The sequence below is a fragment of the Actinomyces bovis genome (genome assembly GCF_900444995.1).
GTDB classification, from domain to species: domain Bacteria; phylum Actinomycetota; class Actinomycetes; order Actinomycetales; family Actinomycetaceae; genus Actinomyces; species Actinomyces bovis.
On sequence record NZ_UAPQ01000007.1, the window covers coordinates 209118 to 231584 of the forward strand.

Annotated in this window: 21 protein-coding genes; 7 read left to right on the top strand and 14 right to left on the bottom strand. The window is 64.4% G+C overall.

The genetic code is table 11. The features are described 5' to 3' along the window. Positions 1–66: 66 nt before the first annotated feature. The 3 genes from rlmB to ispF all read right to left on the bottom strand — a co-directional run bounded on the left by rlmB (position 67) and on the right by ispF (position 3370). Positions 67–1062 (bottom strand): 23S rRNA (guanosine(2251)-2'-O)-methyltransferase RlmB, encoded by a 996-nt coding sequence (gene rlmB / locus DR039_RS06495; RefSeq protein WP_111836590.1) that lies wholly within the window; start codon positions 1060–1062, stop codon positions 67–69. A 102-nt stretch (positions 1063–1164) separates the two neighbouring features. After that, entirely contained in the window at positions 1165–2694 is a 1530-nt protein-coding gene (cysS, locus tag DR039_RS06500) for a cysteine--tRNA ligase (RefSeq protein WP_111836591.1), read from the bottom strand. Between the two features lie 187 nt (positions 2695–2881). Next, the gene (gene ispF, locus DR039_RS06505; RefSeq protein WP_111836592.1) at positions 2882–3370 is read right to left on the bottom strand and encodes a 2-C-methyl-D-erythritol 2,4-cyclodiphosphate synthase; all 489 of its coding nucleotides are present in this window, start codon (positions 3368–3370) and stop codon (positions 2882–2884) included. 66 nt (positions 3371–3436) lie between these two features. Here ispF and DR039_RS06510 point away from each other — a divergent pair, with 66 nt between their 5' ends. Continuing rightward, the gene (locus DR039_RS06510; RefSeq protein WP_111836593.1) at positions 3437–4723 is read left to right on the top strand and encodes a methyltransferase domain-containing protein; all 1287 of its coding nucleotides are present in this window, start codon (positions 3437–3439) and stop codon (positions 4721–4723) included. 103 nt (positions 4724–4826) lie between these two features. Here DR039_RS06510 and DR039_RS06515 read toward each other — a convergent pair whose 3' ends face one another. From DR039_RS06515 to DR039_RS06535, 5 genes are all read right to left on the bottom strand, one after another. Beyond that, entirely contained in the window at positions 4827–5381 is a 555-nt protein-coding gene (locus DR039_RS06515; protein ID WP_229116859.1) for a Fic/DOC family protein, read from the bottom strand. A gap of 129 nt (positions 5382–5510) precedes the next feature. After that, the gene (locus DR039_RS06520; protein WP_111836595.1) at positions 5511–5747 is read right to left on the bottom strand and encodes an antitoxin VbhA family protein; all 237 of its coding nucleotides are present in this window, start codon (positions 5745–5747) and stop codon (positions 5511–5513) included. Positions 5748–5897: 150 nt separating this feature from the next. Next, positions 5898–6566, bottom strand: coding sequence for a nucleotidyl transferase AbiEii/AbiGii toxin family protein (locus DR039_RS06525; protein WP_111836596.1), 669 nt, complete (start codon positions 6564–6566; stop codon positions 5898–5900). Between the two features lie 4 nt (positions 6567–6570). Beyond that, complete coding sequence (locus DR039_RS06530) at positions 6571–6921, bottom strand: transcriptional regulator (RefSeq protein WP_197719034.1); 351 nt, start codon at positions 6919–6921, stop codon at positions 6571–6573. A 137-nt stretch (positions 6922–7058) separates the two neighbouring features. Next, a complete protein-coding gene (locus DR039_RS06535; protein WP_229116860.1) occupies positions 7059–8552 on the bottom strand; it encodes a PAS domain-containing protein in 1494 nt (497 codons plus the stop codon). A gap of 183 nt (positions 8553–8735) precedes the next feature. On the opposite strand from DR039_RS06535, the gene DR039_RS06540 reads away from it, so the two are divergent. Then, positions 8736–10151 carry a serpin family protein gene (locus tag DR039_RS06540; protein ID WP_111836597.1) on the top strand — a complete coding sequence of 472 codons (1416 nt, stop codon included), beginning with the start codon at positions 8736–8738 and terminating at the stop codon, positions 10149–10151. 57 nt (positions 10152–10208) lie between these two features. Beyond that, positions 10209–10658 carry a GNAT family N-acetyltransferase gene (locus DR039_RS06545; protein ID WP_111836598.1) on the top strand — a complete coding sequence of 150 codons (450 nt, stop codon included), beginning with the start codon at positions 10209–10211 and terminating at the stop codon, positions 10656–10658. Between the two features lie 111 nt (positions 10659–10769). On the opposite strand, the gene DR039_RS06550 is transcribed toward DR039_RS06545, so the two are convergent. Together DR039_RS06550 and DR039_RS06555 are read right to left on the bottom strand one after the other, a co-directional pair. Continuing rightward, positions 10770–11636 (bottom strand): HAD hydrolase family protein, encoded by an 867-nt coding sequence (locus tag DR039_RS06550; RefSeq protein ID WP_229116868.1) that lies wholly within the window; start codon positions 11634–11636, stop codon positions 10770–10772. Beyond that, entirely contained in the window at positions 11620–13830 is a 2211-nt protein-coding gene (locus DR039_RS06555) for an NAD(+) synthase (protein ID WP_111836600.1), read from the bottom strand. The genes DR039_RS06550 and DR039_RS06555 overlap by 17 nt, the downstream gene beginning before the upstream one ends. Positions 13831–13913: 83 nt before the next feature. Between DR039_RS06555 and DR039_RS06560 the strand changes: the two genes are divergently transcribed. Continuing rightward, positions 13914–14732, top strand: a complete 819-nt coding sequence (locus DR039_RS06560) for a glycerophosphodiester phosphodiesterase family protein (RefSeq protein WP_111836601.1) — start codon at positions 13914–13916, stop codon at positions 14730–14732. A gap of 481 nt (positions 14733–15213) precedes the next feature. Here DR039_RS06560 and DR039_RS06565 read toward each other — a convergent pair whose 3' ends face one another. Then, positions 15214–15891, bottom strand: coding sequence for a TetR/AcrR family transcriptional regulator (locus DR039_RS06565; protein ID WP_111836602.1), 678 nt, complete (start codon positions 15889–15891; stop codon positions 15214–15216). Between the two features lie 207 nt (positions 15892–16098). After that, on the bottom strand, positions 16099–18822 hold the full coding sequence (locus DR039_RS06570) for an ATP-dependent Clp protease ATP-binding subunit (RefSeq protein ID WP_111836603.1): 2724 nt from the start codon (positions 18820–18822) through the stop codon (positions 16099–16101). A 949-nt stretch (positions 18823–19771) separates the two neighbouring features. Here DR039_RS06570 and DR039_RS11650 point away from each other — a divergent pair. From DR039_RS11650 to DR039_RS06590, 3 genes are all read left to right on the top strand, one after another. Next, the gene (locus DR039_RS11650; RefSeq protein WP_267489826.1) at positions 19772–19894 is read left to right on the top strand and encodes a hypothetical protein; all 123 of its coding nucleotides are present in this window, start codon (positions 19772–19774) and stop codon (positions 19892–19894) included. Positions 19895–20041: 147 nt separating this feature from the next. Beyond that, complete coding sequence (locus DR039_RS06585) at positions 20042–20743, top strand: hypothetical protein (RefSeq protein ID WP_111836606.1); 702 nt, start codon at positions 20042–20044, stop codon at positions 20741–20743. A 112-nt stretch (positions 20744–20855) separates the two neighbouring features. After that, positions 20856–21035, top strand: a complete 180-nt coding sequence (locus tag DR039_RS06590) for an Rv0909 family putative TA system antitoxin (protein WP_111836607.1) — start codon at positions 20856–20858, stop codon at positions 21033–21035. Positions 21036–21223: 188 nt separating this feature from the next. Here DR039_RS06590 and DR039_RS06595 read toward each other — a convergent pair whose 3' ends face one another. Then, positions 21224–21913 carry a hypothetical protein gene (locus DR039_RS06595; RefSeq protein WP_126622363.1) on the bottom strand — a complete coding sequence of 230 codons (690 nt, stop codon included), beginning with the start codon at positions 21911–21913 and terminating at the stop codon, positions 21224–21226. A gap of 41 nt (positions 21914–21954) precedes the next feature. Further along, positions 21955–22440 carry a hypothetical protein gene (locus DR039_RS06600; RefSeq protein WP_111836609.1) on the bottom strand — a complete coding sequence of 162 codons (486 nt, stop codon included), beginning with the start codon at positions 22438–22440 and terminating at the stop codon, positions 21955–21957. Positions 22441–22467 lie beyond the last annotated feature (27 nt).

The window sequence follows — 22467 nt, forward strand, 5'->3', positions numbered from 1 at the left end:
AGGAGCCATTGTGCCATTGGGGGGCCCAGAGTGAAGGCTTGGCTCAGTTGCCAGGCGAAAGTCGGCTCAGGCTTGCGCAGCTGCCCGACGCCGCAGCCGGTCCACCTCATACAGGCTGATCCCCGTGGCCACAGCCGCATTCAGTGACTCAACGCGCCCATTGATGGGGATGGAAGCGATGGCGTCACAGGTCTCACGCACCAGGCGGGACAGCCCCGTCCCCTCCGCCCCGGTAACCAGCACCAGGGGGGCGTCCGCGAAGCTCAGCTCTTCCACCAGCGTCTCGCCACCGCCATCCAGGCCCACCACAAAGCAGCCCTCCTTCTTCAGGGCCTGCAGGGCGCGCACCAGATTGGTCTCACGGGCCACAGGCACACGCGCAGCGGCCCCAGCAGAAACCTTCCAGACGGTGGCGTTCACGCCCACGCTGCGCCGCTCCGGGATGATGACGCCGTCGGCCCCAAAAGCCCCAGCGCTGCGCAGCACGGCCCCCAGATTGTGGGGGTCAGTGACCTGGTCTAGGGCAATGAACAGGGGCGTGTGGCCGACGGCGCGGGCGCGGTCCAACAGGTCAGCGGCCGCACTGTACTCGTATGCGGGAACCTCAATGGCTACACCCTGGTGGACTGCGCCGTCGGTGAGGGCTTCCAAATCCAGCTTGGTGGTCTCCAGGATGGGGGCGCCCAGCAAAGCGGCGCGGCGCACCACGGCACCCAGGCGCTCGTCGTTTTCAGCGGAAACCGCCATGAATACGCGGGCGATGGGCACGCCAGAGCGGGCGGCTTCCGCTACGGCATTGCGCCCACAGACGATCTCGTGCCCCTCAGGCACACCAAAGCGCCGTTTTAGCTTCTCTAGCTGTTTGGCGCGGGTGGGTTGGGCTTCGCGGGCCTCTGCCCGTGCCTTGGCGCGGGCCTTGGGGTGGCCGACGCGGTTTTCTGCCCTGGGGGTGGGACCCTTGCCTTCTAGGGCGTGCTTCTTCTGCCCGCCGGAGCCTTTGAGGGGGCCCTTCTTCTTTCCGGGTCGGCGCAGGGCGCCGTGCACCTTGTCATTGCCTGGCATGTGGTCCTCCGTGTTCGGGGGTGGTCTGTGGTTGGAGTCGGGCACCCAGGGGCTATGGCTGGGCGGTGGTTTACTTGGTGGTCTAGTGCTTTGGGATGGCGATCAGGCTAGGTGCCAGCGGGCACCAGCAGCGGAGTCTTCTACGACGACGCCCGCCACCGTCAGCTGGTCGCGCAGCGCATCGGCGCGCGCCCAGTCCTTAGCGGCGCGGGCCTGCGCCCGCTCAGCGATCATGGCGGTAACCAGGTGGTCCAAGGCATTCATGGCACTGTCGGCCCCGGGTGCTCCCCCGGCCCCGAGGACGCGACTGCGCCAGGGCTCGGCCAGGGGGTCCAGTCCCAGCACATCCAGTTGGGCACGCAGGTCTAGAGCAGCCTCCAGGGCGACGCCGTCAGCCACCTCCTCCTGTGGGGTGGCGTCAGCGGCGCGGCCCGCCGCCTCCAAGGCCGTGTTTAGGCGTTTGAGGGTCGCGTGCACCACGGCCATGGCACCGGCCAGGTTGAGGTCCTCGTTCATGGCGGCAGTGAAGGACTCAGGTAGTTCGCGGGTGCGCAGGGTGGCAGGCTCCGCGTCTACTCCTTGCCCCGCGAGCTCGTGAGCGCGGGTGATCGCTCCGGTGAGGCGCTCCCACAGGGCAGCGGCGTCGGCCAGGGAATCCTCCGAGAACTCCACGGTGGAGCGGTGGTGAACGGTTCCCAGGGCTAGGCGCAGCACAGCGGCGTCGTGCTGTTTGAGGAGCTCCGCCACCACCAGCGAGTTGCCGAGCGATTTGCTCATCTTCTCGCCTTTGATGGTGACCCAGGCGTTGTGCACCCAGTGCTTGGCAAAGCCCCAGCCAGCGCCATGGGATTGGGCTTGTTCATTCTCATGGTGAGGGAAACGCAGGTCTATGCCGCCGCCGTGGATATCAAAAGCTTCTCCCAGGTAGCGGCGGCTCATGGCCGAGCATTCCAGGTGCCAGCCGGGCCGGCCCCGACCCCAGGGGGTGTCCCAGGCGGCGTCGGCGGGCTCACCGGGCTTGGCGGCCTTCCATAGGGCAAAGTCGCGGGGGTCGCGTTTATCTGCCTCTACGACGGCGTCAATCTGGGCCTCATCCTCCGTGCAAGTTAGATCCTCCGGGCGCTGGTTGGTCAGGGCGCCGTAATCCGGCAGGGAGGCCACCGAGAAGTAGACGTTGCCGGGGCTGGCGGCGTAGGCGTGTCCGCGCTCGATCAGGCGGGAGATCAGGTCGATCATCTCTGGGATATGGCCGGTGGCGCGCGGCTCATAAGTGGGGGGTTGCACGCCTAGGGCACGGTAAGCGGCGTCAAACTCGCGCTCGTGGCGCTGCGCCCAGGCCCACCAGCGCACTGGTGGCTCAGCGGCGGCAGACTTGGCGAGAATCTTGTCATCAATATCCGTGACATTGCGCACCAGGACGACTTCTTGGCCGCAGCGCTCCAGCCAGCGGCGCAACACGTCAAAGGCGATGGCGGAGCGCATATGGCCGATATGGGGCGCGCCTTGGACGGTGGCGCCACATAGGTAGATCGTGACCACGCCGGGGGTGACGGTGGGCGCCAAGGGGACGACGGCGTGTGCGGCCGAGTCGTAGAGGCGCAGGGCGGGGCTCACTGCTGGCTGGATGCTCACCGGCTTAGCCTAACTGCTGCGCGATTTTCGACCGCTTGGCGGCGAGCTCGGGCCGGTCGGCTCGCAGCGCAGGCCGGGATCAGTTTGGCTGAGCGGACCGAGTGATCCGGCCAGGGTTGGGTGGTCAGGCCGGGGCGGACGGTCAGAGCACGGTTAAGGCTGCGCGTTTCGGGCCGGGGCGGGGTCTTCAGCCCACTGGGTAGACCAGGGCGGTGGCGATTGCCAGCAGGCCCTCCTCGCGGCCCAGGAAGCCCAGGTGGTCGGTCGTCGTCGCCGAGAAAGCAACCTCCGCACCCGCCGCCTTTGACAGTGCCGCCTGCGCCTCCCCCATGCGCGCGGCCACACGCGGGCGCGCCCCTACCAGTTGCACCGCCACATTGCCGATTTCGTAGCCGGCCGCACGCACGCGCCGGGCGGCTTCTGCCAGCAGCACCGCTCCGGCGGCCCCCCGCCACTGCGGCTCAGCGGTGCCGAAGTTAGACCCCAGGTCGCCCAAGCCAGTGGCTGAGAACAGGGCGTCGCAGCAGGCGTGGGCCACGACGTCGCCGTCAGAGTGCCCTTCCAGGCCGGTCTCCCCTGGCCACTCCAGGCAGGCCAGGTGCAGCGGGGTGGCGGGGTCGGTGGAGAAGGCGTGCACATCGGTGCCGATGCCGGTGCGGGGCAGTTTCTGGCGCATGACGTCAGTGTGCCCTACACCAGACCTAAAGGGCCCCGAGTGCCCTGGATGGAGCACAATCTGGGCATGACCAGGACCCACTCGGCGCAGCAGTCGCCTTCCGGCGGCCAGTTGAGCTGTGAGCAACATGCTGCTGGGCAGTGCCGGTCTTGCCCGCATCTGGACTTGCCGGTGGCCGAGCAACTGCATGCCAAACAGGCGCGGGTGGCTGCACTGCTGGCCGCTGGGGTTAACCCGGTTCCGGCCCAGGCTTGGGCACCGCCCGTCGCGAGTGCCCCGGAAGGCTTCCGCAATAAGGCCAAGTTGGTGGTCTCCGGGGCTGCTGGCTCCCCCGTCCTGGGGATTCTCGACGGCGTAGGCGCGGGGGTGGATCTGCGCGGCTGCCCGCTACACACACCGGTGCTGCGTGAAGCGCTGGGAGTGCTGGCAGGCTTTGTGGCCCGCCTGGGCCTGGAGCCTTATGACGTGCCCAACCGGTGCGGTGAATTAAAACATCTGCTGGTGACGGCCTCCCCAGATGGCGACCTGATGGTGCGCTTCGTGCTGCGCTCGCAGCGGCATGTGCCACAGCTGCAGGCCTCGCTGCCGCAGTTGCAGGAGGAGTTGCCAAACCTGGCGGTGGTCAGCGCCAATATTCAGCCGGTGCACCAGGCGGTGATTGAAGGCCCGCAGGAGCTAGTGCTGACGCCGGGGCCTGGTGGGGACCGCCTGCTTATGCGCCTGCGCCTGTCGGCCAGTGGTGCGGAGTTGCCTCTGTGGTTGCCGACCCGCTCTTTCTTCCAGACCAATACGGCGGTGGCTGAGGCGCTTTACGAACAGGCCCGCCAGTGGGCACTGCAACCGCTAAGCGGCGACGGCGTCGCTCTGGTTGCGAAGGATTCTGCGCCGCTGCGGGTGTGGGACTTGTTTTGTGGCGTCGGGGGTTTCGCGCTGGCTTTAGCCGGGCCAGGCCGGGAGGTGTTGGGGGTGGAGCTGTCCGCCAACGCAATCGACGGTGCCCGTGACTCTGCTCGTCTCATGGGTCTGAGCCCACAGCAGGCGCACTTTGAGGCGGGTGATGCCCAGGTGCTCGACCCTGGTGCGGCGCAGGCACTGGGTGGAACGCCGGACCTGCTGGTAGTCAATCCGCCGCGGCGCGGCATCGGTGAGCTTGCGGCGGCGATTGAGGCGTCGGAGGTGGAGCGGGTGCTTTATTCCTCTTGCAATCCGGTCAGTTTGGCCGCCGACCTAGAGGCAATTCCTTCCCTGCGAGTGATGCGGGCACGGCTATTCGATATGTTCCCGCACACTGACCATGCCGAGGTGCTGGTAGAGCTCCGGCGCCTGCCTGCAGCGCACAACTCAGGCGCCTAGGCCTCGGGATTCTGCTCGCTAGTGCTGACCCGCGCCTAGCTGACCGTGCTGCTCATGGCGCTAGTCCCTGAGAACCCGATCCGCGGCTGGGCCTATACGTGCCTTAATGCCGGGGATCAAGGTCTGCCGGACCACCTATGCGCGGCTGAGTGATAGCACGAAACACCGGCACAAGTGAGTCGGGCACAGGCTCATAGCGTCCCAGATCAGGCCCTGACAGCTTGCTGGCCTGGTTCCATAACTCCGGGCTTACTTGACTGAAGTCGAAGGTAAAACCCGACTGCTCAGAGATGTGTTCCAGGAATACTTTGGAGGCACGGCCGTTGCCCTCCCGGAACGGGTGTGCCTGGTTAAGGGAGGCGAATACCTCCGCACTGGTACGTGCGAAGCTGTCATGGTCCAGGTTCGCCCAACTGGTGCCCGCAACTAGACGATGTACATCGGTCAGGTATCTATCGACGTCGCCGTTGTGAACGTCAGCGAATGAGGATAAACCCTTGGACATATTCACGCCCCGGTACTGCCCAGCCCATTCATAGACATCCTGGAACAGATAACTGTGAATCGCACACACATGCGCAGCGTCATAGGTGCGAGGCAGATGAACTCGCCCGTTCGTAAGGTCTAGAGCACGGACAGTAGTGTCTACGTACTCCATCCGAGCCAGTACCTTGGCATTACGCTCGTCGTAGAGGTTTCGCAGCGTTCCCTGGCCTGTACTGGGGTCGTAGGTTTCAGGGTAGAAGTATGACTCCCAGATCTCGTAAGGCATAGGCGGGCTTAAGACTCAGATGTGAACGGGTTGGCTGACGCGCCTGGCCGCAGCATGCGCGCGGCGGCGGTATTCATTCAGATCGATCGTGCCCCGCGCATAGTCGGTCAGGTTCTCGACATCCTCGCGGGTAGGCTCAAAACCTTCGTGCCAGGCGGCAGCGAGCGATTGCATCACGGCATGACGCTGAGTCTCGTCGAGCTGTGTGAACAGCTCGGGCCAGCGCTCTTCGATGTCAAACTTTGTAGTCACGGCCTAACTCCCCTCTTACCTGGCAATGAGCTTATTCTAGCCGCTTTACTGAAAATGGCCTATGGGTGATTTTGAGTAGCTGTCGCGTAGTTTCAGTGACAAGCTGCGAGGAGCTCAGGCTCAGCGCTGGGATTGTGTGAGCCACGATAACTACGCGCCGGAATTTCCGGATTCTCCACGCAGGCGTGCAGCCCATTGTGTGCAGCGTTCCTTAACTCCTTCAAGCTGCTCAGCACTGACGCCGTAGCGCTCAACATCGCGCAGCGTTACTCGGCGCACTGACTCTAGCTGATGAGCAAACATGATTAGCTCGAAGCCGGGGTCACGCTCAGCCGCAGCACTCACCAACTCCTCGTCTGTGAACCTGCCCCACCTGCGGATGGCATCGACGTCCAGGTAGTCGCGTGGCTCACAGCGTGAGTAGAGCGCGGCAACCTTGTTGCCGACCGCGTCCTCCACACTCAGCACTGGACCGATATCGAGCCTGACTGGGTCATTCTCACGCCAGTCCACACCCATATCTACGTCGAGCCGCAGACCATCGGCAGCACGGACTTGCAACCGCGCGAACTGGGCGGTGCGGCAAATCTCCTCAACCTCGTAACCACCTTCCCGCAGATCCGATACGACGCGAGCGACAGCCTGCGCAAACACGTCGTGGTCCTGCAGCATGGTGAACAGGTCAACATCTTCGGTCGGCCGGTTAATCACGCCATGCGCACGGATCGCACCAGAACCCGCCAATACGAAACCGGCTTCGGCAATCCCGGCCAGGGCAATGCGGGTAACCTCGCGCTGAGCTTCGAATCCGCCACTCATGCACTTACACGGCGCGCAGGCTAGGGAAACGTGCCTCCCACAGTGCGCGGACCCTTCTCGGAAGCAATAACTCTGGCCAGGCAGCCAGCAGCAGATCGCGATTCAGAATCGCCACCTGATCGGCCACGGTCCCTTCAGCTATCACCGCCCGATAAGCCAAACCAACGCCCCCCTCTTCATCAAGGTCAACACGCCCATCTCCTGGCGCCCATAAGACCGCATGAGGTAACTCGACCACGCCGCCCACCGGTCCTTTCAGGTCCTCCAAGCTCTCAGGAACCGCATAGGGCCTAACATCGCGAAAGAATACCCGGCGCTCAGGCCAGCGCTTCTCAATATCAATATTTGTAGCCACAGTGCGCCTCCCTTCTCGCATGGCCGTAAGCCCATTCTAGTCAATTTGCCGAAAGGCCCTAGGGATAGTCGCAGGCAGCCTTGGGGAAAACCCTCGAACTCCCAGCATTTCCTGCCCCCGCAGCACCCGCCCCTCCGTCACTCAACCTCAGCCAAGGCAGCGCGCAGCTGCCCCAGATGCGCCTCGATCTCCGCAGCCTTGTACGGCACCTCCAGGTCGCGCACCGCCCCCGCCAAATCGGCCAGGTCGCGAGCCTCCGGGAAACCATCGCGCACCAAGGACCGGGCGGCACGGGCAGAAGCCTCATCTGCGGCCCCAGCGTCGGCGGCAGCTCCCAGCAGGTCCATCAGCGGCTGATGCGTCTGCGTCAGGTCCTTAGCGACCACATCCAACTCCCCGCCCACCAGCTCAGCGCGTGCCCGGAACAGTTCCAGGCGGTCCGCCAGCGAATGTGCACCCTCACTGAGCGCCGCCACCAACTCCTCCAGCGAGCCGACGGCGTCGTTCTCCTCCAGGGCGTCCTGCCCCGCCAAGAGCTGCACCGCAAAGAAGCCCGCCGCCAGGTTGTGCAGACGCAGCAGCGCGATACCAAAACGCACCGAGTCCACGTCCCCACGCAGCTCAGCGACCTGTCCCGCCAGCGGATGCAGTTGCTCAAAGCACTCCAATACCAAAGTATCCACCTCCTGGTACCGGCTGGCGACGACGTCGGCCGCAGCTGAGTCACCCAGGCGGCCAGCATCAGCCACCAAGGTGCGCAGAGCCTCGCGCAGGGACCCCAAACGCTTTGACAGCGCCCCAATCTCCGCGGCGCGCGTGCCCAGCAGCGACACCAGTCGGCTGCACTCATCGATCTGAGACACCAGCCCCGAGGTGGAATCCTCAATGGCGTTCATTTCCGCCAAAATCCGCGCCACCGGCCCGTCGCCCTCACGCTCGGGGATATCCACACCAGAGGCCACCAGCGCGGAAATCTCCTCCGGCAGAGCCTGGCGAGTGAAGTCAATCGAATCGCGGTACCCCAAAGCCTCCAGCTCAGCTTTGAGGGCCGCCTGACCAGCTGCCGCTACCTCGCGGCGAGTGGAGCCAGCGGCAGTGGAGGCCGCCTCCACCTCAAGCACGCGCGAGTAAGCCGCCTCCACCTGGTCCCGCAGTTCCGTGCGCATAGGCAGGGTGCGCACGGATAGATACCCGTCCTTGGAGGGCACAATCGTGGCAAAGACGCGGTAAGAGCCGCCGTCGGCAGAGCGGTTAGTGATGTAGGCGCTGGCGGCCTTGCCCGCCTCAATGTCCTGCCAGACGCTGTGGAACAGTCCGGCAGGCATATCCGGGTGGCGCACCACATTGTGTGCGCGGCCCACCAGGGCGCCCCGGGGGAAGCCAGACAGGCGCATAAAAGTGGAGTTGGCGCGGCGGATGCGACCCCTGGCGTCGGTGGTGGAGAAGAACAGCTCGTCGGCAGCGTAGGTGTGCTCGGTGGCGTGGGCGGGTGCATCTGGTGCATCTGGTGCAGCTGGCGCATCGGGGGTGGCTGAAGCGGTTGTGGTCGGGGCGGTGGGCCCAGCCGCAGCATCGGGCACAGACGGGGTGGTAGGCGTGGCCGGGGTGCCGGTCTCGGGCTGAAGCGTCATTGGCAGCCTTCCTGTTGGGTCCCGGGCCAGTCGGCGGCGGGAGTGTCTGGGACGTTGGACCTGCATTGAGGTTACCCGTCAGCTCCGCACCTGGACTCTGTTTCACAGCAACAGGCCGCAAGAAGACACTCCCAAGGCCCTCTCCACTAGGCACTCGGAGGCACAGCACAGCAAACTAGGGCCATGAGCACTCCTGACCCTGCCGCTCCGACCCGCCGCACACTCATGGTCGGCGTCCCTGCGCTGGCAGCTGCGGCACTGACCGGGCTGGCAGGATGCTCCATTTTGGAGGGTGTCGCCCCGGGTTCCCCTGCACGCGCACTGCGCGCCATTGACTCCCTGCCCACCAAGGCCAAGCCCACCACCCCACCGGCGGATATCGCCTCCTCGACGGCGGCTGCGCTGGCCGCCAGTAACCTGGGCCGCCGTCTGCTTACCCAGCGCCTGACCGCCTCCCCAAGGTCCAACGCCCTGGTCTGCCCGGTGGGCATCACGCTGACGCTCGCAATCCTCTACGCCCAGGCCTCCACCCTCGGCAAGGGTGTAGCTGAACTCCTAGCGGACCCAAGCACTGGGACTGACGCTGACGCCACGCAGCGCGACACCCGCTGGCGGCGCGCGCAACTGGCCCTGCAGCGCTTCGATGTGGCCTCCTTGCGCCAGCTACAGGACTTTGACGCCAAGAAACTGCCGGAGAAACCCCTGGTGCATGTGGCCAACAACCTGCTGCTGGTGGGCACTGCCAAGGACTCCATCAACCAGAGCTATGTGGATGCCGCCCGCACCTGGTACGACGCAGACGTCAACTACGTCGCCCTAGACCGAGCCGGTGAAGCCCTGGATGCCTGGACCACCCTCCACACTGGCGGGATGATCCGTAAATCCGGGCTCACCTTGGGCGCTGACACCCGCCTGGTAATCCAAAATGCGGTGCTGCTGGCAGCCCGCTGGTCCCTGCCCTTCCGCGCCACCAACACCCTCAAGGACCAGCCTTTCAAGCAGCCGGGCAACTCTGAAACCCGCGCGGATCTGCTGGTTGCCAACGGACATTTCACGCTGGTGGAAGAACCCGACTGGCAGGCCCTGCGCCTGCCCTACGGCGTCGTGGACCCCTCACAGAGCACCGGGCGGGGCTTGGCCCTGGACGTGGTGCTGCCTCGGCAGACCATCTCCCCCACCGAACTAGGCGAGGGAGTCTGGGCGGAGGCCACCACAGCGCTAACTGCCGCAGAGGACAAGGGCAAGCAGGGACCAGAGGTACATCTACGCCTCCCCCGCCTAGACCTGAGCACCGAGGCCACCGACCTACTGGCCGAGCTGAAAACCATGGGCGTGGAACTAGGGAATCTGGAACACCTTGGTGTGGGGCTCGCCGTGGATCAAACGGTGCAGCAGGCGCGGCTGATGGTGGATGAAGAAGGCACCGTGGCGGCAGCACTGACCGAGGCAAATGTGGGTGTTAGGGCGCCTCTACAGGAAGATGAGCCGGTGGAGTTCTTCGCGGATCATCCCTTTGTGGCCAGAATCGTGGACACAGCCACCGGCATGCCCGTATTTGAAGTCGTGGTGATGGACCCGGCTTCACATTCGGCGCTGTGAGTCGGTGCCCCCTAAAACCTAAGCATGCTGACCAACACCAGGATCTAAGGAGCATCCATGTCCGTTGAGCTCATCACCAAATCCACCCCTGAGCTGGTTGAGGCGATGGAACGCCTGATTCCTCAGCTCTCCCGCTCCGCCCCGGCCCTCACTGCCGCTCAGTGTGAGGAGTTGGTGGCACAGGAGGGCGTTTTCCTCTTCCTATTCCGTCCCGACGACGTCGACGCGCAGGGCCAGCAGCCGATCCTGGGCATGCTGACCCTGGCTACTTTCAAGATTCCCACGGGTTTGCGCGCCTGGGTTGAGGACGTCGTCGTCGACTCTAAGGCGCGTGGGCAGGGCGCGGGTGCGGCGCTGGTGGAAGCCGCGGTAGCGCATGCGGCCCAGATGGGGGCGCGCACCGTGGACCTGACCTCCCGGCCTTCGCGTGAGGCCGCCAACCGCCTGTATCAGCGCTGTGGTTTCCAGCTGCGCGAAACCAATGTCTACCGCTACGCCGCCGAATAAGGCCAGCGCACCCGTTTTGTACGAGTTCGCCCATTCTTGACGAATTCGCCTGCACTGCGGGCGTACTCGTCACATTTGGGCGATTTCGTCAGCCTTCGTCAGCCTTCAACCTCAGCCCTCGGCCCCAAGAATGCGCTCCACCAGCTCGGCCAGGCTGTCGGTGCGCATCTCACAGGCCTGCACCACCTCCGGTGGGGAGCTGGGCATAGCGCAGGAGTGGTCGGCGGCGGTGTGCATGGGAATGTCATTCCAGGAGTCGCCAATGGACCAAGTCTCTAGGCTCTCTCCCGCGCAGACGCCGTCCGGCCCAGTGAGCAGGCCAAGCAACTCACGCAGGCCAGTGCCTTTGGTGTGCCCGGCGGGAACCAGGTCAATGAAATCCTGATTGCGGACCGCACTGACCTGCTTGCTCCAAGGACCGGTGGCCAGTTGCATGATCCGCTCATGCAGGGCCTCGTCGCGGATATGGAAAGGTATGCCAATCAAGGTGCGCCCCTGCAAATCGGCCAGCGTGCCCGGGGAGAAGAGCGTAAGCAGTCCGGTGGCCGTGCCGTAGCTGTTGGTGAGGATGAAGTCGCCGTTCAGGGTGGTGGCAAAAATCTTCAGCCCGTCTTCCTGCCCCAGCTCAGCTAGGACCTCTTCCACGACGCCGTCGGGCATGGGCGAGACGCGCAGCGGTTGGGCGGCCTGGTCCACCAGCACCGCCCCGGTGTACAGGACGGCGTAGTCGTACTCCAATCCGCTGCCGGCCAATGCGGAGCCAAGGGCAGCGATGGAGCGCCCCGTGTTAACTACAAAGAGGTTTCCGGCGGCACGCCAGCGGCGCACGGCGGCGACGTCGGCCGGCGAGATCTTGGCGTCAAAGACAATCGTGCCGTCCAGGTCGGCGGATAGGAGACGCCTAGGAGTAGCCGGAACGGGGTTGGTGGCAGCCACGGGGTTTCCGGGGGTAAACATCGCCTCAGGCCTCCGGGACATTGCGTTCAAGCTCCGCGATCCAGGCGGTGGCCGCGGCATCTGAAGGCATGCGCCAATCACCGCGTGGGGACAGGGAGCCACCCGCCACCACCTTGGGGCCGTTCGGCAGGGTAGAGCGCTTGAACTGGCTGGAGAAGAAGCGTTTGAGGAAGACCAGCTCCCACTTGCGGATGGTGGCCAGATCGTAGGCCACCTTCTCCGCCTCAGGCAGTCCGGCGGGCCAGGTGCCCACGGTGGCGTCTGCCCAGGCCTTTTCCGCCAGGAAAGCTACGCGGCTGGGGCGCGAACCGCGGCGCAGCAAGTGCCACAGGTGGAAGTCCTGCAGGGCGTAGGGGCCGATTTTGGCTTGGGTGGATTGGATGGGCTCACCATCGGTGGCGGGGACCAGCTCGGGGCTGATCTCCGTGTCCAGCACCGCCAGCAGCACCTCACCGGCCTCTTGAGAGAAGAGCCCCTCGGCCACCACCCAGCGGATGAGGTGCTGGATCAGGGTCTTGGGGATGCCAGCATTGACGCCGTAGTGGGCCATCTGGTCGCCCACACCAAAAGTGCACCAGCCCAAGGCCAGCTCAGAGAGGTCCCCGGTGCCCAGCACGATGCCGCCCCGGTGGTTGGCGATGCGGAATAGGAAGTCTGTGCGCAGGCCTGCCTGCACGTTCTCAAAGGTGACGTCGTAAACCTCGCGACCGCGTTCACCCTTGCCGTAAGGGTGGTCCATGGCGGCCAGCATCTGTTGGGCGGCGGGCCTGATATCCAACTCCTCCACATGGCAGCCCAGGGCCTGCGCCAGCGCCAGCGCGTTCTGCTTGGTTTCAGCGCTGGTGGCAAAGCCGGGCATGGTGATGGCGTGAATATGCTCGCGGCCTAGGCCCAGGCGGTCCACGGCGCGAGCGGCCACGATCAGCGCATGGGTGGAGTCCAGGCCGCCGGAAACACCGATGACGATCTTGGGCAGGCCGATGGCGCGCAGGCGCTGCACTAGGGCAGCCACCTGAATGTTGTAGGCCTCGTAGCAGTCCTGAGCTAGGCGAGCAGGGTCATCGGGGACAAAGGGGAAGCGGTCCACGGTGCGTTTGAGGCCAATGTCTGTGCGCGGCACGCGCAGGGCCTCACGGCTGACAGTCAGGTGGCGGAACTGGGCGGGATTGGTGAAGGTGGAGGTGCGTTCGGTGGCGCTGGTGCGGGCGAAGGTCTCCCGGTTGTCATCAAAGCTGCCTTGGCGCAGGCGCTCAGCTACCAGGCCTTCAATATCGACGTCGACGACGGTGGCGCGCGGCCCGTCCGGGAAGCGCTCGGTTTCCCCCAGGAGGGCGCCGTTCTCATAGACGAAGGTCTGGCCATCCCAGGTCAAGTCTGTGGAGGATTCGCCCTGACCGGCGGCGGCAAAGACATAGGCGGCCAGGTTGCGGGATGAGGAGGCGCGGGCCAGAAGCTTGCGGTCCTCAGCTTTGCCAACGGTGATTGGCGAACCGGAGAGGTTTAGCAGCACATTGGCGCCGGCGATCGCAGCGATGGAGGAGGGGGGCACGGGCACCCACATGTCTTCACAGACCTCCACGTGGAAGACCAGGCCGGGCACGTCCTCCACCTCAAACAGCAGGTCCGGACCAAAGGGCACCACGGCGACGTCGTCGCTGTGCCGGCACGGCTGGGTGACTGCCAGAGAGCCGCTGATGCCAGTGCCGCGCGCGGCGCTGGGATCGCAGACGCCGTCCAGGGCGATCCAGCCCTCCCCCTCGATCGTGTCCCCGTTGGCGAAGTGCCGCTTTTCGTAGAACTCGCGGTAGTTGGGCAGGTAGGACTTGGGGGCCACGCCTAGCACCTCGCCACCTGAGATGACGACGGCGCAGTTGTACAGGCGGGTGCTTACGCGCAGGGGCGCGCCCACCACTAGGGCGGTAGACAGCTCTGTGGAGGCGGCACGGAGGGTTTCCAGGGCGGTGAGGACCTCTTGGAGGAGGACTTCGTTTAGGAGCAGGTCGTCAATGGAGTAGCCGGTCAGGGACAGTTCGGGGAAGACCGTCAGGCAGACGCCCTGCGCCCCCAAGCTGCGCGCTTGCTCGATGATGGCGGCGGCGTTGGCAGCTGGGTCAGCCAGGACCACCGGCAGGGTCACGGCGGCCACCCGCGCGAAGCCCTGGTCATAGGCGGAGTGGAAGGCGATAGTGGGACGGGAGGCGCGGTCCTGACTCATAGGCCTGAGTCTTTCACGTTCTGGCCCGCCCGCCACGGCAAACCCTTGGTCTTGGTGGCCGGGTGCGTGGCAGCATCGAACCTATGAGTGCACCAATCAGCCAGGCCTACCCGGCCATCCCTTGCCCGAACCCGGTTCCTGCTGGGCGCCGCACCATTTTTGCGCATCGTGGCGCGCGGGCCCTGGCGCCCGAGAACACGGTGGCAGCTTTTGAGCTGGCGGGGCGCCATGGCGCCCAGTGGGTGGAGTTGGATGTGGATGTGATCAGTGACGGCACGGTGATCGTCATTCACGACTCTCGGCTGGATCGCACCACCGACCGGCAGGGGACCTACTATGACCTGTCGGCTGCAGATTTGGCGCATATTGACGCGGGTTCCAGCTATGTGGCGGAGGACGGATCGCGGCCTTTCGCGGGTGAGCCGCTGCCGACTTTGACGACTTGCCTGGAGGTGGTGCGCCGCTACGGCATGCATGTGAATGTGGAATTGAAGTCCTGTGAGGCGGGAGCTGCAGCTTGTCGGCGGCTGGTCGACGGCGTCGCGGCGCTTTTAGATGAGCACGCTGAGCTGGGCGGCGCGCAGGTGTTGGTCTCTTCCTTCAACCCGGTGCTGCTGGATCGTTTTGGGCAGCGTCGTCCGGGCACGCGCTTGGCGGTGCTCACGGAGACGGGACTGCTGCTGGATGATTGGCGTTCTTATGTGGAGCAGCTGGGGGCGGAGGCGGTTAACCCTGCGGATAGGGGTTTGGCGCGGGAGCGGGTTGAGGAGATTCGCGCGCTGGGCTACGGCGTCAATGTTTGGACCGTGAACTCCCGAGAGCGTGCCGAGGAGCTGTTTAGCTGGGGCGTTACGGGAATCTTCACCGACCGTGTGCACGAGCTAGGCCACCTAGCGAACTAAATAGGCTGTTGTTAGGATGTGCGGGCGGGTTCGCTATCTCGGCAGACATCCAGGCCCCCATTAGCACCAGAATCCTACTTCTGGCAATTTTCTAGCCGCGTTAGCCCGGGCGTTACGAGACCCCACTGCCTTGTGATGTAACTGTAATGCCGAGTTTCTGTGAAACGGCGATATTCCGCCAAATCCAGAGATGCATTTAGGGCCGGTAGGGCCTTATGCTTTGGGGGTCGGAACACAATACGGTACGAGGAGATCAGGGACTCCGTTGACCTACCGCAGTGCTCGGGGATGACGCGAATCAGGGACCGCGCCCCCGTATCCGACAACGAGGCCTCGCACTCCGGTGCGAGGCCTCGGCCTTTGTTGGGGAGGCTGCCTGGTGGCCGACGCGCCCACACTTTCCAAGGATGCTAAAAGGCGCGAGCAGCACCGGTTTTCCGCGCCGCTCGCGCCGTCAAGCGCCAGTTAGTCAGCTGGCCAGTCAGAGTGCCCAGCGGGCCTTAATCATGTCTACGTAGAGCTTGAGTTCGGAGAGCACATCCGTACCTTTGCTCGCCTGGGCCTCAACTCCGCCGTGGGTGGCGCAGAACCACTGCACTAGCAGCCCATCGGTGAGCGCCACGATCGTGCGAGCCAGTTCCAGCGACGGCGCCTCCTGGCGCAAGAAGCCTGCGCGTTTGCCGCGCTCCAGGCGGTCAGCCAGGTCGGCCACCTCGGCCTCAAGCCGCTGGGTCTTCCATTCGCGGGCGGCAGGCCCCATCTGCAGGACCTCACCGCTCATGGCCACATTGACGGCAGCCAGCTCGCGATGGGAGAGGCTGTTGCGCAGCCGCTCGATCCAGGCGGTCAGCGCCATCCAAGGGTTGTCACCCTTGGGCAGTGGCGCAGCTTTGTCCTCGGCCTCCTCGCGGGCACGCAGCACCTCCACGAAGAGCTCCTCCTTGGAGCGGAAGTGGTGCAGCAGACCCGCCTTGGAAATATCCGCAGCGGCAGCGATATCGGCTAATGAGGTGGCAGCGTATCCGGCGGTGCCGAAAAGCTTGACCGCTTCCTCTAGGACGCGGGCGTGCTTGTCCTCTGAACCAGCCGGTGGGCGGCCCGGACCGCGGCGCACCTGCGTGGCCACCGCAACCGCCTGACCTTCAGTAAGTGTTGGCATAGCCGCATTGTCACACGGTTGTTTGGGCGCCTCTAAAAAGTATAAACCTCCAGTTTCTGGCTCAATTACAAGGCTTTACGCCCCTCTAGTGCGCTTGCAAATCCACCGTCAGTTATCAAAGCGGCATGGGATCGCCACAAAAGGACGACCCCATACCGTTTTAATACCACCAATCAGGCCTAGAGCAGGCCCCAAAGGCAGTAGAGCTCACTCCGCGCTGGCTGCAGAGCGCCCGGAACGGGATACCGGCACCCCCTGGGCTCGCAGCACCAAGCCCGCCATCACCCCTTCAGGGCTAAGGTCGGCCACCACCTCCTGACCATCAGCCACCTCCCCAGACAGGATCAGCTTGGCTAGGCGGTCGCCAATCTCGCGCTGCACTAGGCGGCGCAGCGGCCGGGCGCCGTAAGCCGGGTCGTAACCCTCATCCGCCAGCCACTCGCGGGCAGCCGGGGTGACCGTAAGCGTCAGGCGGCGGTCAGCCAGACGAGCCGCCATGCGCTCCAGCTGCAGGTCCACGATCCGCCCCAATTCCTCCTTGCTGAGTGGATCAAAGACCAGAGTCTCATCCAAGCGGTTGAGGAACTCCGGTTTGAAGGCAGAACGCACCAGGGTCATCACTGCCTCACGCTTCTCGTCCGGGCTCATCACCGGGTCGATCAGGAACTGGCTCCCCAGGTTGGAGGTGAGCACCAGGAGCACGTTGCGGAAGTCCACGGTGCGGCCTTGGCCATCGGTGAGGCGGCCGTCGTCGAGAACCTGCAGGAGGATGTCGAATACCTCCGGGTGCGCCTTCTCCACCTCGTCCAGCAGCACCACCGAATAGGGGCGACGCCGTACAGCCTCCGTGAGTTGGCCGCCTTCCTCATAGCCAACGTAGCCGGGAGGGGCACCCACCAGACGGGCCACGGAGTGCTTCTCCGAGTACTCGGACATGTCGATGCGCACGATGGCGCGCTCATCGTCAAAGAGGAAGTCCGCCAGAGCCTTAGCCAGCTCCGTTTTGCCCACCCCGGTGGGGCCGAGGAACAGGAAGGAGCCGGTGGGCCGATCCGGATCGGAGACTCCGGCGCGCGAACGGCGCACGGCATCGGATACAGCCACGACGGCGGCCCGCTGGCCGATCAGACGCTGCCCAATGACCTCCTCCATGTGGAGCAACTTCTCGGTCTCCCCCTGCAGTAAGCGTCCCACGGGGATACCGGTCCAGGAGGCAATGACCTCTGCGATCTGAGAGGGGCCAACTTTTTCCGCAATCATGGGCTCGGCACTGACCTTCCGGGATGCTGGCGCCCCGGATGCATCCGGCCCGACGGCGTCCTCGGCGCTGCTGGCGCTTTCACTGGCCTCAGCCTGCTGAATCTGCCGTTCCAGCGCAGGCATCTCCCCGTAGCGCAGGCGACCGGCCTCCTCAAAGCGCCCCTCGCGCTCAGCTAGGTCCGCTTTAGTGCGCAGCTCATCGAGGCTGGCGCGCAGTTCACCGACCAGGTTGTGCCCGGCCTTCTCCTTCTCCCAGCGGGCGTTCAGGGCCGTGAGTTCCTCCGTGGCGTCGGCCAGTTCGGCGCGCAGACGCTCTAGGCGCTCGGCGGCCGCCTCATCCTCGCCGTCACCCTGGGCGGAGTCAGCCAGGTAGGACTCTTCCATGCGCATCCGGTCCACGCGGCGGCGCAGCGCGTCGATTTCCACGGGGCTGGAGTCCAGTTCCATGCGCAGGCGGGAAGCGGCCTCGTCGATCAGGTCGATGGCTTTGTCTGGCAGCTGACGGCCGGTGATGTATCGGTCAGATAGCTGAGCGGCAGCTACCAGGGCACCATCGGAGATAGTCACCTGGTGGTGGGCCTCGTATTTGGGGGCGATGCCGCGCAGGATCGCCACGGTGTCAGCCACAGAGGGCTCTCCGACGAAGACCTGCTGGAAGCGGCGCTCCAGGGCCGGGTCCTTCTCCACGTTCTGGCGGTACTCGTCCAAAGTGGTGGCGCCCACTAGGCGCAGCTCACCGCGGGCCAGCATGGGCTTGAGCATATTGCCCGCGTCCATGGCGCCCTCAGAGCCGCCGCCTGCTCCCACTACGGTGTGGAGCTCGTCAATGAAGGTGACGACCTCGCCGTCGGAATCCTTGATTTCCTTGAGGACGGCTTTGAGTCGCTCCTCAAACTCGCCGCGATACTTGGCTCCGGCCACCATTCCGGCCAGGTCCAGGGCGATCAGGCGCTTGCCGCGCAGGGACTCGGGCACGTCTCCGGCCACAATGCGCTGGGCCAGCCCCTCGACGACGGCGGTCTTGCCGACGCCGGGCTCACCGATCAGCACGGGGTTGTTTTTAGTGCGGCGGGAGAGGACCTGGATGACCCGGCGGATCTCCGCGTCTCGGCCGATCACCGGGTCCAGTTTGCCTTCGCGGGCGGCCTCGGTGAGGTCCGTGCCGTATTTCTCCAGGGTCTTGTAGGTGCCCTCGGGGTTGGCCGTGGTAACGCGGCTGTTGCCGCGCACTTGGGGCAGAGCGGCGCGCAGCGCGTCGGGGCCTGCGCCTGCCTCCGCTAGAGCTTGGGCCATGGGATCGGTTGTGGGGGCGGCAGCTAGGCCAATGAGCAGATGCTCGGTGGAGATGTATTCGTCGCCTAGCTTCTCTGCTTCCTTGGCGGCGGCGTCAAGGGCCGCCAGGAGAGCGCGGGAGGGCTGGGGGCGGGTGACGGTGCTGCCGGCATTGGCGGGCAGTGAACTCAGGGTGCGGCGGGCGACGGCGCCGACGGTGGTGCGGGCTTGGGGGTCCGGAGCGGCTGCCGCAAGCAGGGCCGTGGCGACGCCGTCGTCTTGGCCGAGGAGTTCGGCCAGCAGGTGGGCGGTCTCTACTTGAGGATTGCCTGCAGCGGCGGCTGCCTGCATGGCGCCGCCAATCGCCTCCTGCGAGCGGGTGGTGTAGTTCGTGTCCATGGGCGGTCTCCTTGAGAAGTGCTTTGACGCGGGATGTGGGTCCGGCGTCTCCGCTGGGTCCAACCACTTGCAGGTTGAGTCTATTCCACTCAACTTTTGGTATCCATGGCATAAATCTGAGCCGTCGAGGACGTGCGGGCCTCGAGCAGGATCTGCAACCGGGCCACGTCAAACCCGCTTGAGTTCCGCACGTGAGCAGCGCGCTCCTACGCAAGCCGTTGAATCAAAGCTCTTGCCGGACTAGCATGGCGGCATCCCTGACCGGTTTCTGATCGGCCGCACTTGACCTGCTCTGACTACTGCGGCCCCCTAGCTGAGGAGGCGCCCGATGAACCGCCGCCATTCCGTCGCCATACTGTCAACAGTTGCTTGTCTGAGCTTGGCGCTCAGCGGCTGTGGCTTCGGCACCACTAACAGCTCACCGGCCACCACCCCCGCTACACCCTCCGTTGCTGCCAAGCCAACCGAGGGAAACAGCGCCGTTCCATCGCCAAGCTCCCTGCAAACGCCAGCAGCCTCCACAAGCTCGGCAGCCCCCACATCCAACGGCGCTCCTCCAGCACCCGCTCCGGCACCAGCTGGATCCCAGTCAGTAAGCTGCCCTGCTGGAGGTATCTCCTATGCGCTACCTCAGAGCTGGACTATCTTCACCAAGTTCGACGAGGCTGAGCTCGCTAGAATTGCTGAACGAACCGGAGTAAGCATCGCTGAGGTAAGCCTATCAAACAGTGCAGTAGATGTGGCGGGACTCGCCAGTTCCCGCGATTCCTCTGGTGTACTGGAACAGGCCATGTGCGCTAAGAAGATACTGTCCCTAGACGAGGCTGCCGTAACACAAGCAATTACGGAAACTGCCCAGCGACACGGGGAAACCTTGCAGAAGACCGCCTCATTAGACTCCGTGAACGGAAAGATCCAGTATGGAGTCACTTACAGTCCCAGCAAGGGCATGTACGGAAGTGTCGCTTACCTGCCCAACTCAAAGGGCGAGATGGTCACCACTCGCATCTTTGCTGGTAGTGCTTTGCGAATCGAAGAGATTCTGGGAGTAATTGCTACCACTCTGCGCTGAGCAGCCTACTTAGGCAGTCTGGACTGTTTTCTTCCTGGAACTTCGCACTACCTGGGCTTGTCTACCCATTTGACCAAGCTCCGCCTTGGCCTATGGTCTAGTCCCAGCGGACTGGCTCCGCATTGGAACCAGCACCTAGGAGGCTCCATGAAAACCGTGACCCGATCTACTCGCACTGTGGCCGTAATCTGCGCAGCCACCTTGGCCTTTCTAGCTTCAGGTTGCTCATTGCTGTCAGGCAAGAACACACCCGTGACCGTAACCTCCGGAAGTCCCACTGCAGCCGCCACACAGGACCCGGCGGCGCCTACCACCTCTGCACCTGACAAGAAATCTGCTCCTGCCGCGAACACCAAGACGGTAACCGCCCCCACCACGGGACTAGTTTTTGCTATCCCAGAGGACTGGTCATCTTTCACCACGAATGACCTCAACTCCGATCAGCTCGCTGGGGCAGCAAAGGCCCTAGGCCTTACCGAAGATGCGCTGCGCAGCCAAATGCAACTGCTGGACCTATATGCGATCGCACCGCTAACTGATGGACAGGCGCTAGCCAATATCACCGTGGCCAAGCAGGCCGCACCCAAGGGCAGCCCGATCTCTGAAGCCACCTTGAAGCTGGCGCTCAGCGCCAATGGTGGTGAGCCCGGTGAATACAGTAAGGAGAGCGTCGCCAATGGGGAGGCACATCTGCTGTCTTACACGGTTACGGTCAACGGCGAGGTCTTGCAGGGTCAACTGATCTCGGCACCGACGCCGTCGGGAGACTATGCCCAGCTGGCCATTACCAGCACGGATGCGGACACGCGGGACAAGCTCAAGGAAATTATCATTTCCTCCCTGCGCTGACAGAAGCCACAGTTGCCCCGCAGAAGCTTGGCAGATTCCTACATGTCTTGAGAGGATTTGCCTGAGACGGGCAGCCATCCGGCGCTCCGTCATCCGACGAAAGGGGAACACCATGGGACTTGATGACCTGAAGAAGAAGGCTTCCGAGCTGGTTGACGCTGAGAAGATCGAGGCCGCCTCCGACAAGGCCCTCGATGCCGCTCAGGGCATTGCCAAGAAGGTCACCGGCGGTAAGTTCGACGACAAGATCGACGCCGCCCGCGACGCCGCTGACAAGGCGATCGGCGAGTGACTTCGCGCGGCCTAGGCCGCCAGCAGCTCGAAGCCTGAGCTGTCAGGGGAAGGTCCCCGCACCTTGGAGGTGCGGGGACCTTCTGCGTTCTTGGGTTCAGGATTCCTGCGCCGCGCGAACTGGCGGACCGGGTCGAGGCTGGCACCACACCGGCGCACACCACGGCAGCACTTTGGCTCAGCGGAGGCTCAAGCGCTAGGCCGTCTGCGGACCACCCGCACCAGACCTGCAATGGTCAGCCCCAAACCCACTAGCCCAATGAAGCCCCCCACCAGGATCCCGGCCGCACCCACCCAAATGCGAGATTCCACCAGCGCCGGACCAACCAGCACCATGGCCGATGGGGAGACCCCCGGGCAAGTGACGGTGTGCAGGCCAGATTTGGACACCTTGAAAGTGGAGGCTGAGCTCTGGCCGGTTACCGTCGTCACGATGGCGACGCCGTCGGGCCCCTTCACGGAACAGTCACTGGTTTTGTAACCAAACTGGGTGGTGTAGACACCAGCCTGAGTGCCCTGCTGCAGGTAGACAGCACCGGACTCGGGTACTACGGCGGCAGAAGCGGCGTTGCCGCCGGTTACATAGTTAACTGCGCCGACCATCACGGCCATGGGCAGCACCAGCAGGGTGACTAATCCAATTAGGAATAGGCCCCAGCGGCCTTTGGGTTTGGCGGTGCCACCAGCCGCTTGGGAGCGTGCTGACTGCTGATTTGGGGTGCGCACATTGGCACGCCCAAAACCAGCAGCGACGTCGCCGCCCTTGCCAGCGGGAGCTTGGATGCCCTGCTCCCGCATGATCTGGGCCAACTCCTCAGCGCTGACGCGCTTGCCGTAGGCCGGCTCGTCAGCGATCTGCTTGTCCTCTGTCATGCTCATTGCGCTACGGCTATGCCGATGCGCTCAGGGCCGGGCCAGGCTTATTCCTTGCCCTTGCCTAGGTTCGCGGCGATCTCCACCACTAGACGCAGCATGAACAAGTGCACGCCTGCGGCCACTAGGCCTACCAGCAGCTGCTCAATGAAGGCGATGACGGCGGTGCTACCGGCGTAGCTGTCTCCCAGGCGCATGCCGTCGCGGATAAGGCCGAATAGCCAAGCACCGAAGTAAGCCACAGCGCCCAGCATGATGACGATCTTGCCGTACTTCTGCGCGAAGGTGCGGGTGGTGTCAAAGAGGTTGGTGAACAGGGAGTCCTGCGCAGGGCCTGCCGGAGCAGCGGGGACACCGGGCGCACCGGTCATGCCAGGGGCTGAGGGGGCCGAGGGGTAACCGGGTGCGGAGTAGGTGGTCTGCGGCGCCTGGCCACCCTGGTAGGAGGCATATACCGGGGCGGAGCCAGCGGAGGGAACAGAGGCGCCAGCCTGCGGGTTGTAGGGCTGTCCGGGGGTGACGGGGTTAGACATAGTACCTTCCTTCAAAGATGCTTCCCG

What these genes read in the sequence shown, in the direction of transcription:
- DR039_RS06510 (WP_111836593.1), top strand. Translation starts at nt 3,437, where the DNA reads ATGACCAGGACCCACTCGGCGCAGCAGTCGCCTTCCGGCGGCCAGTTG.
- DR039_RS06585 (WP_111836606.1), top strand. Translation starts at nt 20,042, where the DNA reads ATGAAAACCGTGACCCGATCTACTCGCACTGTGGCCGTAATCTGCGCA.
- DR039_RS06590 (WP_111836607.1), top strand. Translation starts at nt 20,856, where the DNA reads ATGGGACTTGATGACCTGAAGAAGAAGGCTTCCGAGCTGGTTGACGCT.
- rlmB (WP_111836590.1), bottom strand. Translation starts at nt 1,062, where the DNA reads ATGCCAGGCAATGACAAGGTGCACGGCGCCCTGCGCCGACCCGGAAAG.
- DR039_RS06545 (WP_111836598.1), top strand. Translation starts at nt 10,209, where the DNA reads ATGTCCGTTGAGCTCATCACCAAATCCACCCCTGAGCTGGTTGAGGCG.
- DR039_RS06525 (WP_111836596.1), bottom strand. Translation starts at nt 6,566, where the DNA reads ATGAGTGGCGGATTCGAAGCTCAGCGCGAGGTTACCCGCATTGCCCTG.
- DR039_RS06570 (WP_111836603.1), bottom strand. Translation starts at nt 18,822, where the DNA reads ATGGACACGAACTACACCACCCGCTCGCAGGAGGCGATTGGCGGCGCC.
- ispF (WP_111836592.1), bottom strand. Translation starts at nt 3,370, where the DNA reads ATGCGCCAGAAACTGCCCCGCACCGGCATCGGCACCGATGTGCACGCC.
- DR039_RS06565 (WP_111836602.1), bottom strand. Translation starts at nt 15,891, where the DNA reads ATGCCAACACTTACTGAAGGTCAGGCGGTTGCGGTGGCCACGCAGGTG.
- DR039_RS06555 (WP_111836600.1), bottom strand. Translation starts at nt 13,830, where the DNA reads ATGAGTCAGGACCGCGCCTCCCGTCCCACTATCGCCTTCCACTCCGCC.
- DR039_RS06540 (WP_111836597.1), top strand. Translation starts at nt 8,736, where the DNA reads ATGAGCACTCCTGACCCTGCCGCTCCGACCCGCCGCACACTCATGGTC.
- DR039_RS06550 (WP_229116868.1), bottom strand. Translation starts at nt 11,636, where the DNA reads ATGTCCCGGAGGCCTGAGGCGATGTTTACCCCCGGAAACCCCGTGGCT.
- DR039_RS06595 (WP_126622363.1), bottom strand. Translation starts at nt 21,913, where the DNA reads ATGAGCATGACAGAGGACAAGCAGATCGCTGACGAGCCGGCCTACGGC.
- DR039_RS06560 (WP_111836601.1), top strand. Translation starts at nt 13,914, where the DNA reads ATGAGTGCACCAATCAGCCAGGCCTACCCGGCCATCCCTTGCCCGAAC.
- DR039_RS06600 (WP_111836609.1), bottom strand. Translation starts at nt 22,440, where the DNA reads ATGTCTAACCCCGTCACCCCCGGACAGCCCTACAACCCGCAGGCTGGC.
- DR039_RS06535 (WP_229116860.1), bottom strand. Translation starts at nt 8,552, where the DNA reads ATGACGCTTCAGCCCGAGACCGGCACCCCGGCCACGCCTACCACCCCG.
- DR039_RS06515 (WP_229116859.1), bottom strand. Translation starts at nt 5,381, where the DNA reads ATGGAGTACGTAGACACTACTGTCCGTGCTCTAGACCTTACGAACGGG.
- DR039_RS11650 (WP_267489826.1), top strand. Translation starts at nt 19,772, where the DNA reads ATGTACGGAAGTGTCGCTTACCTGCCCAACTCAAAGGGCGAGATGGTC.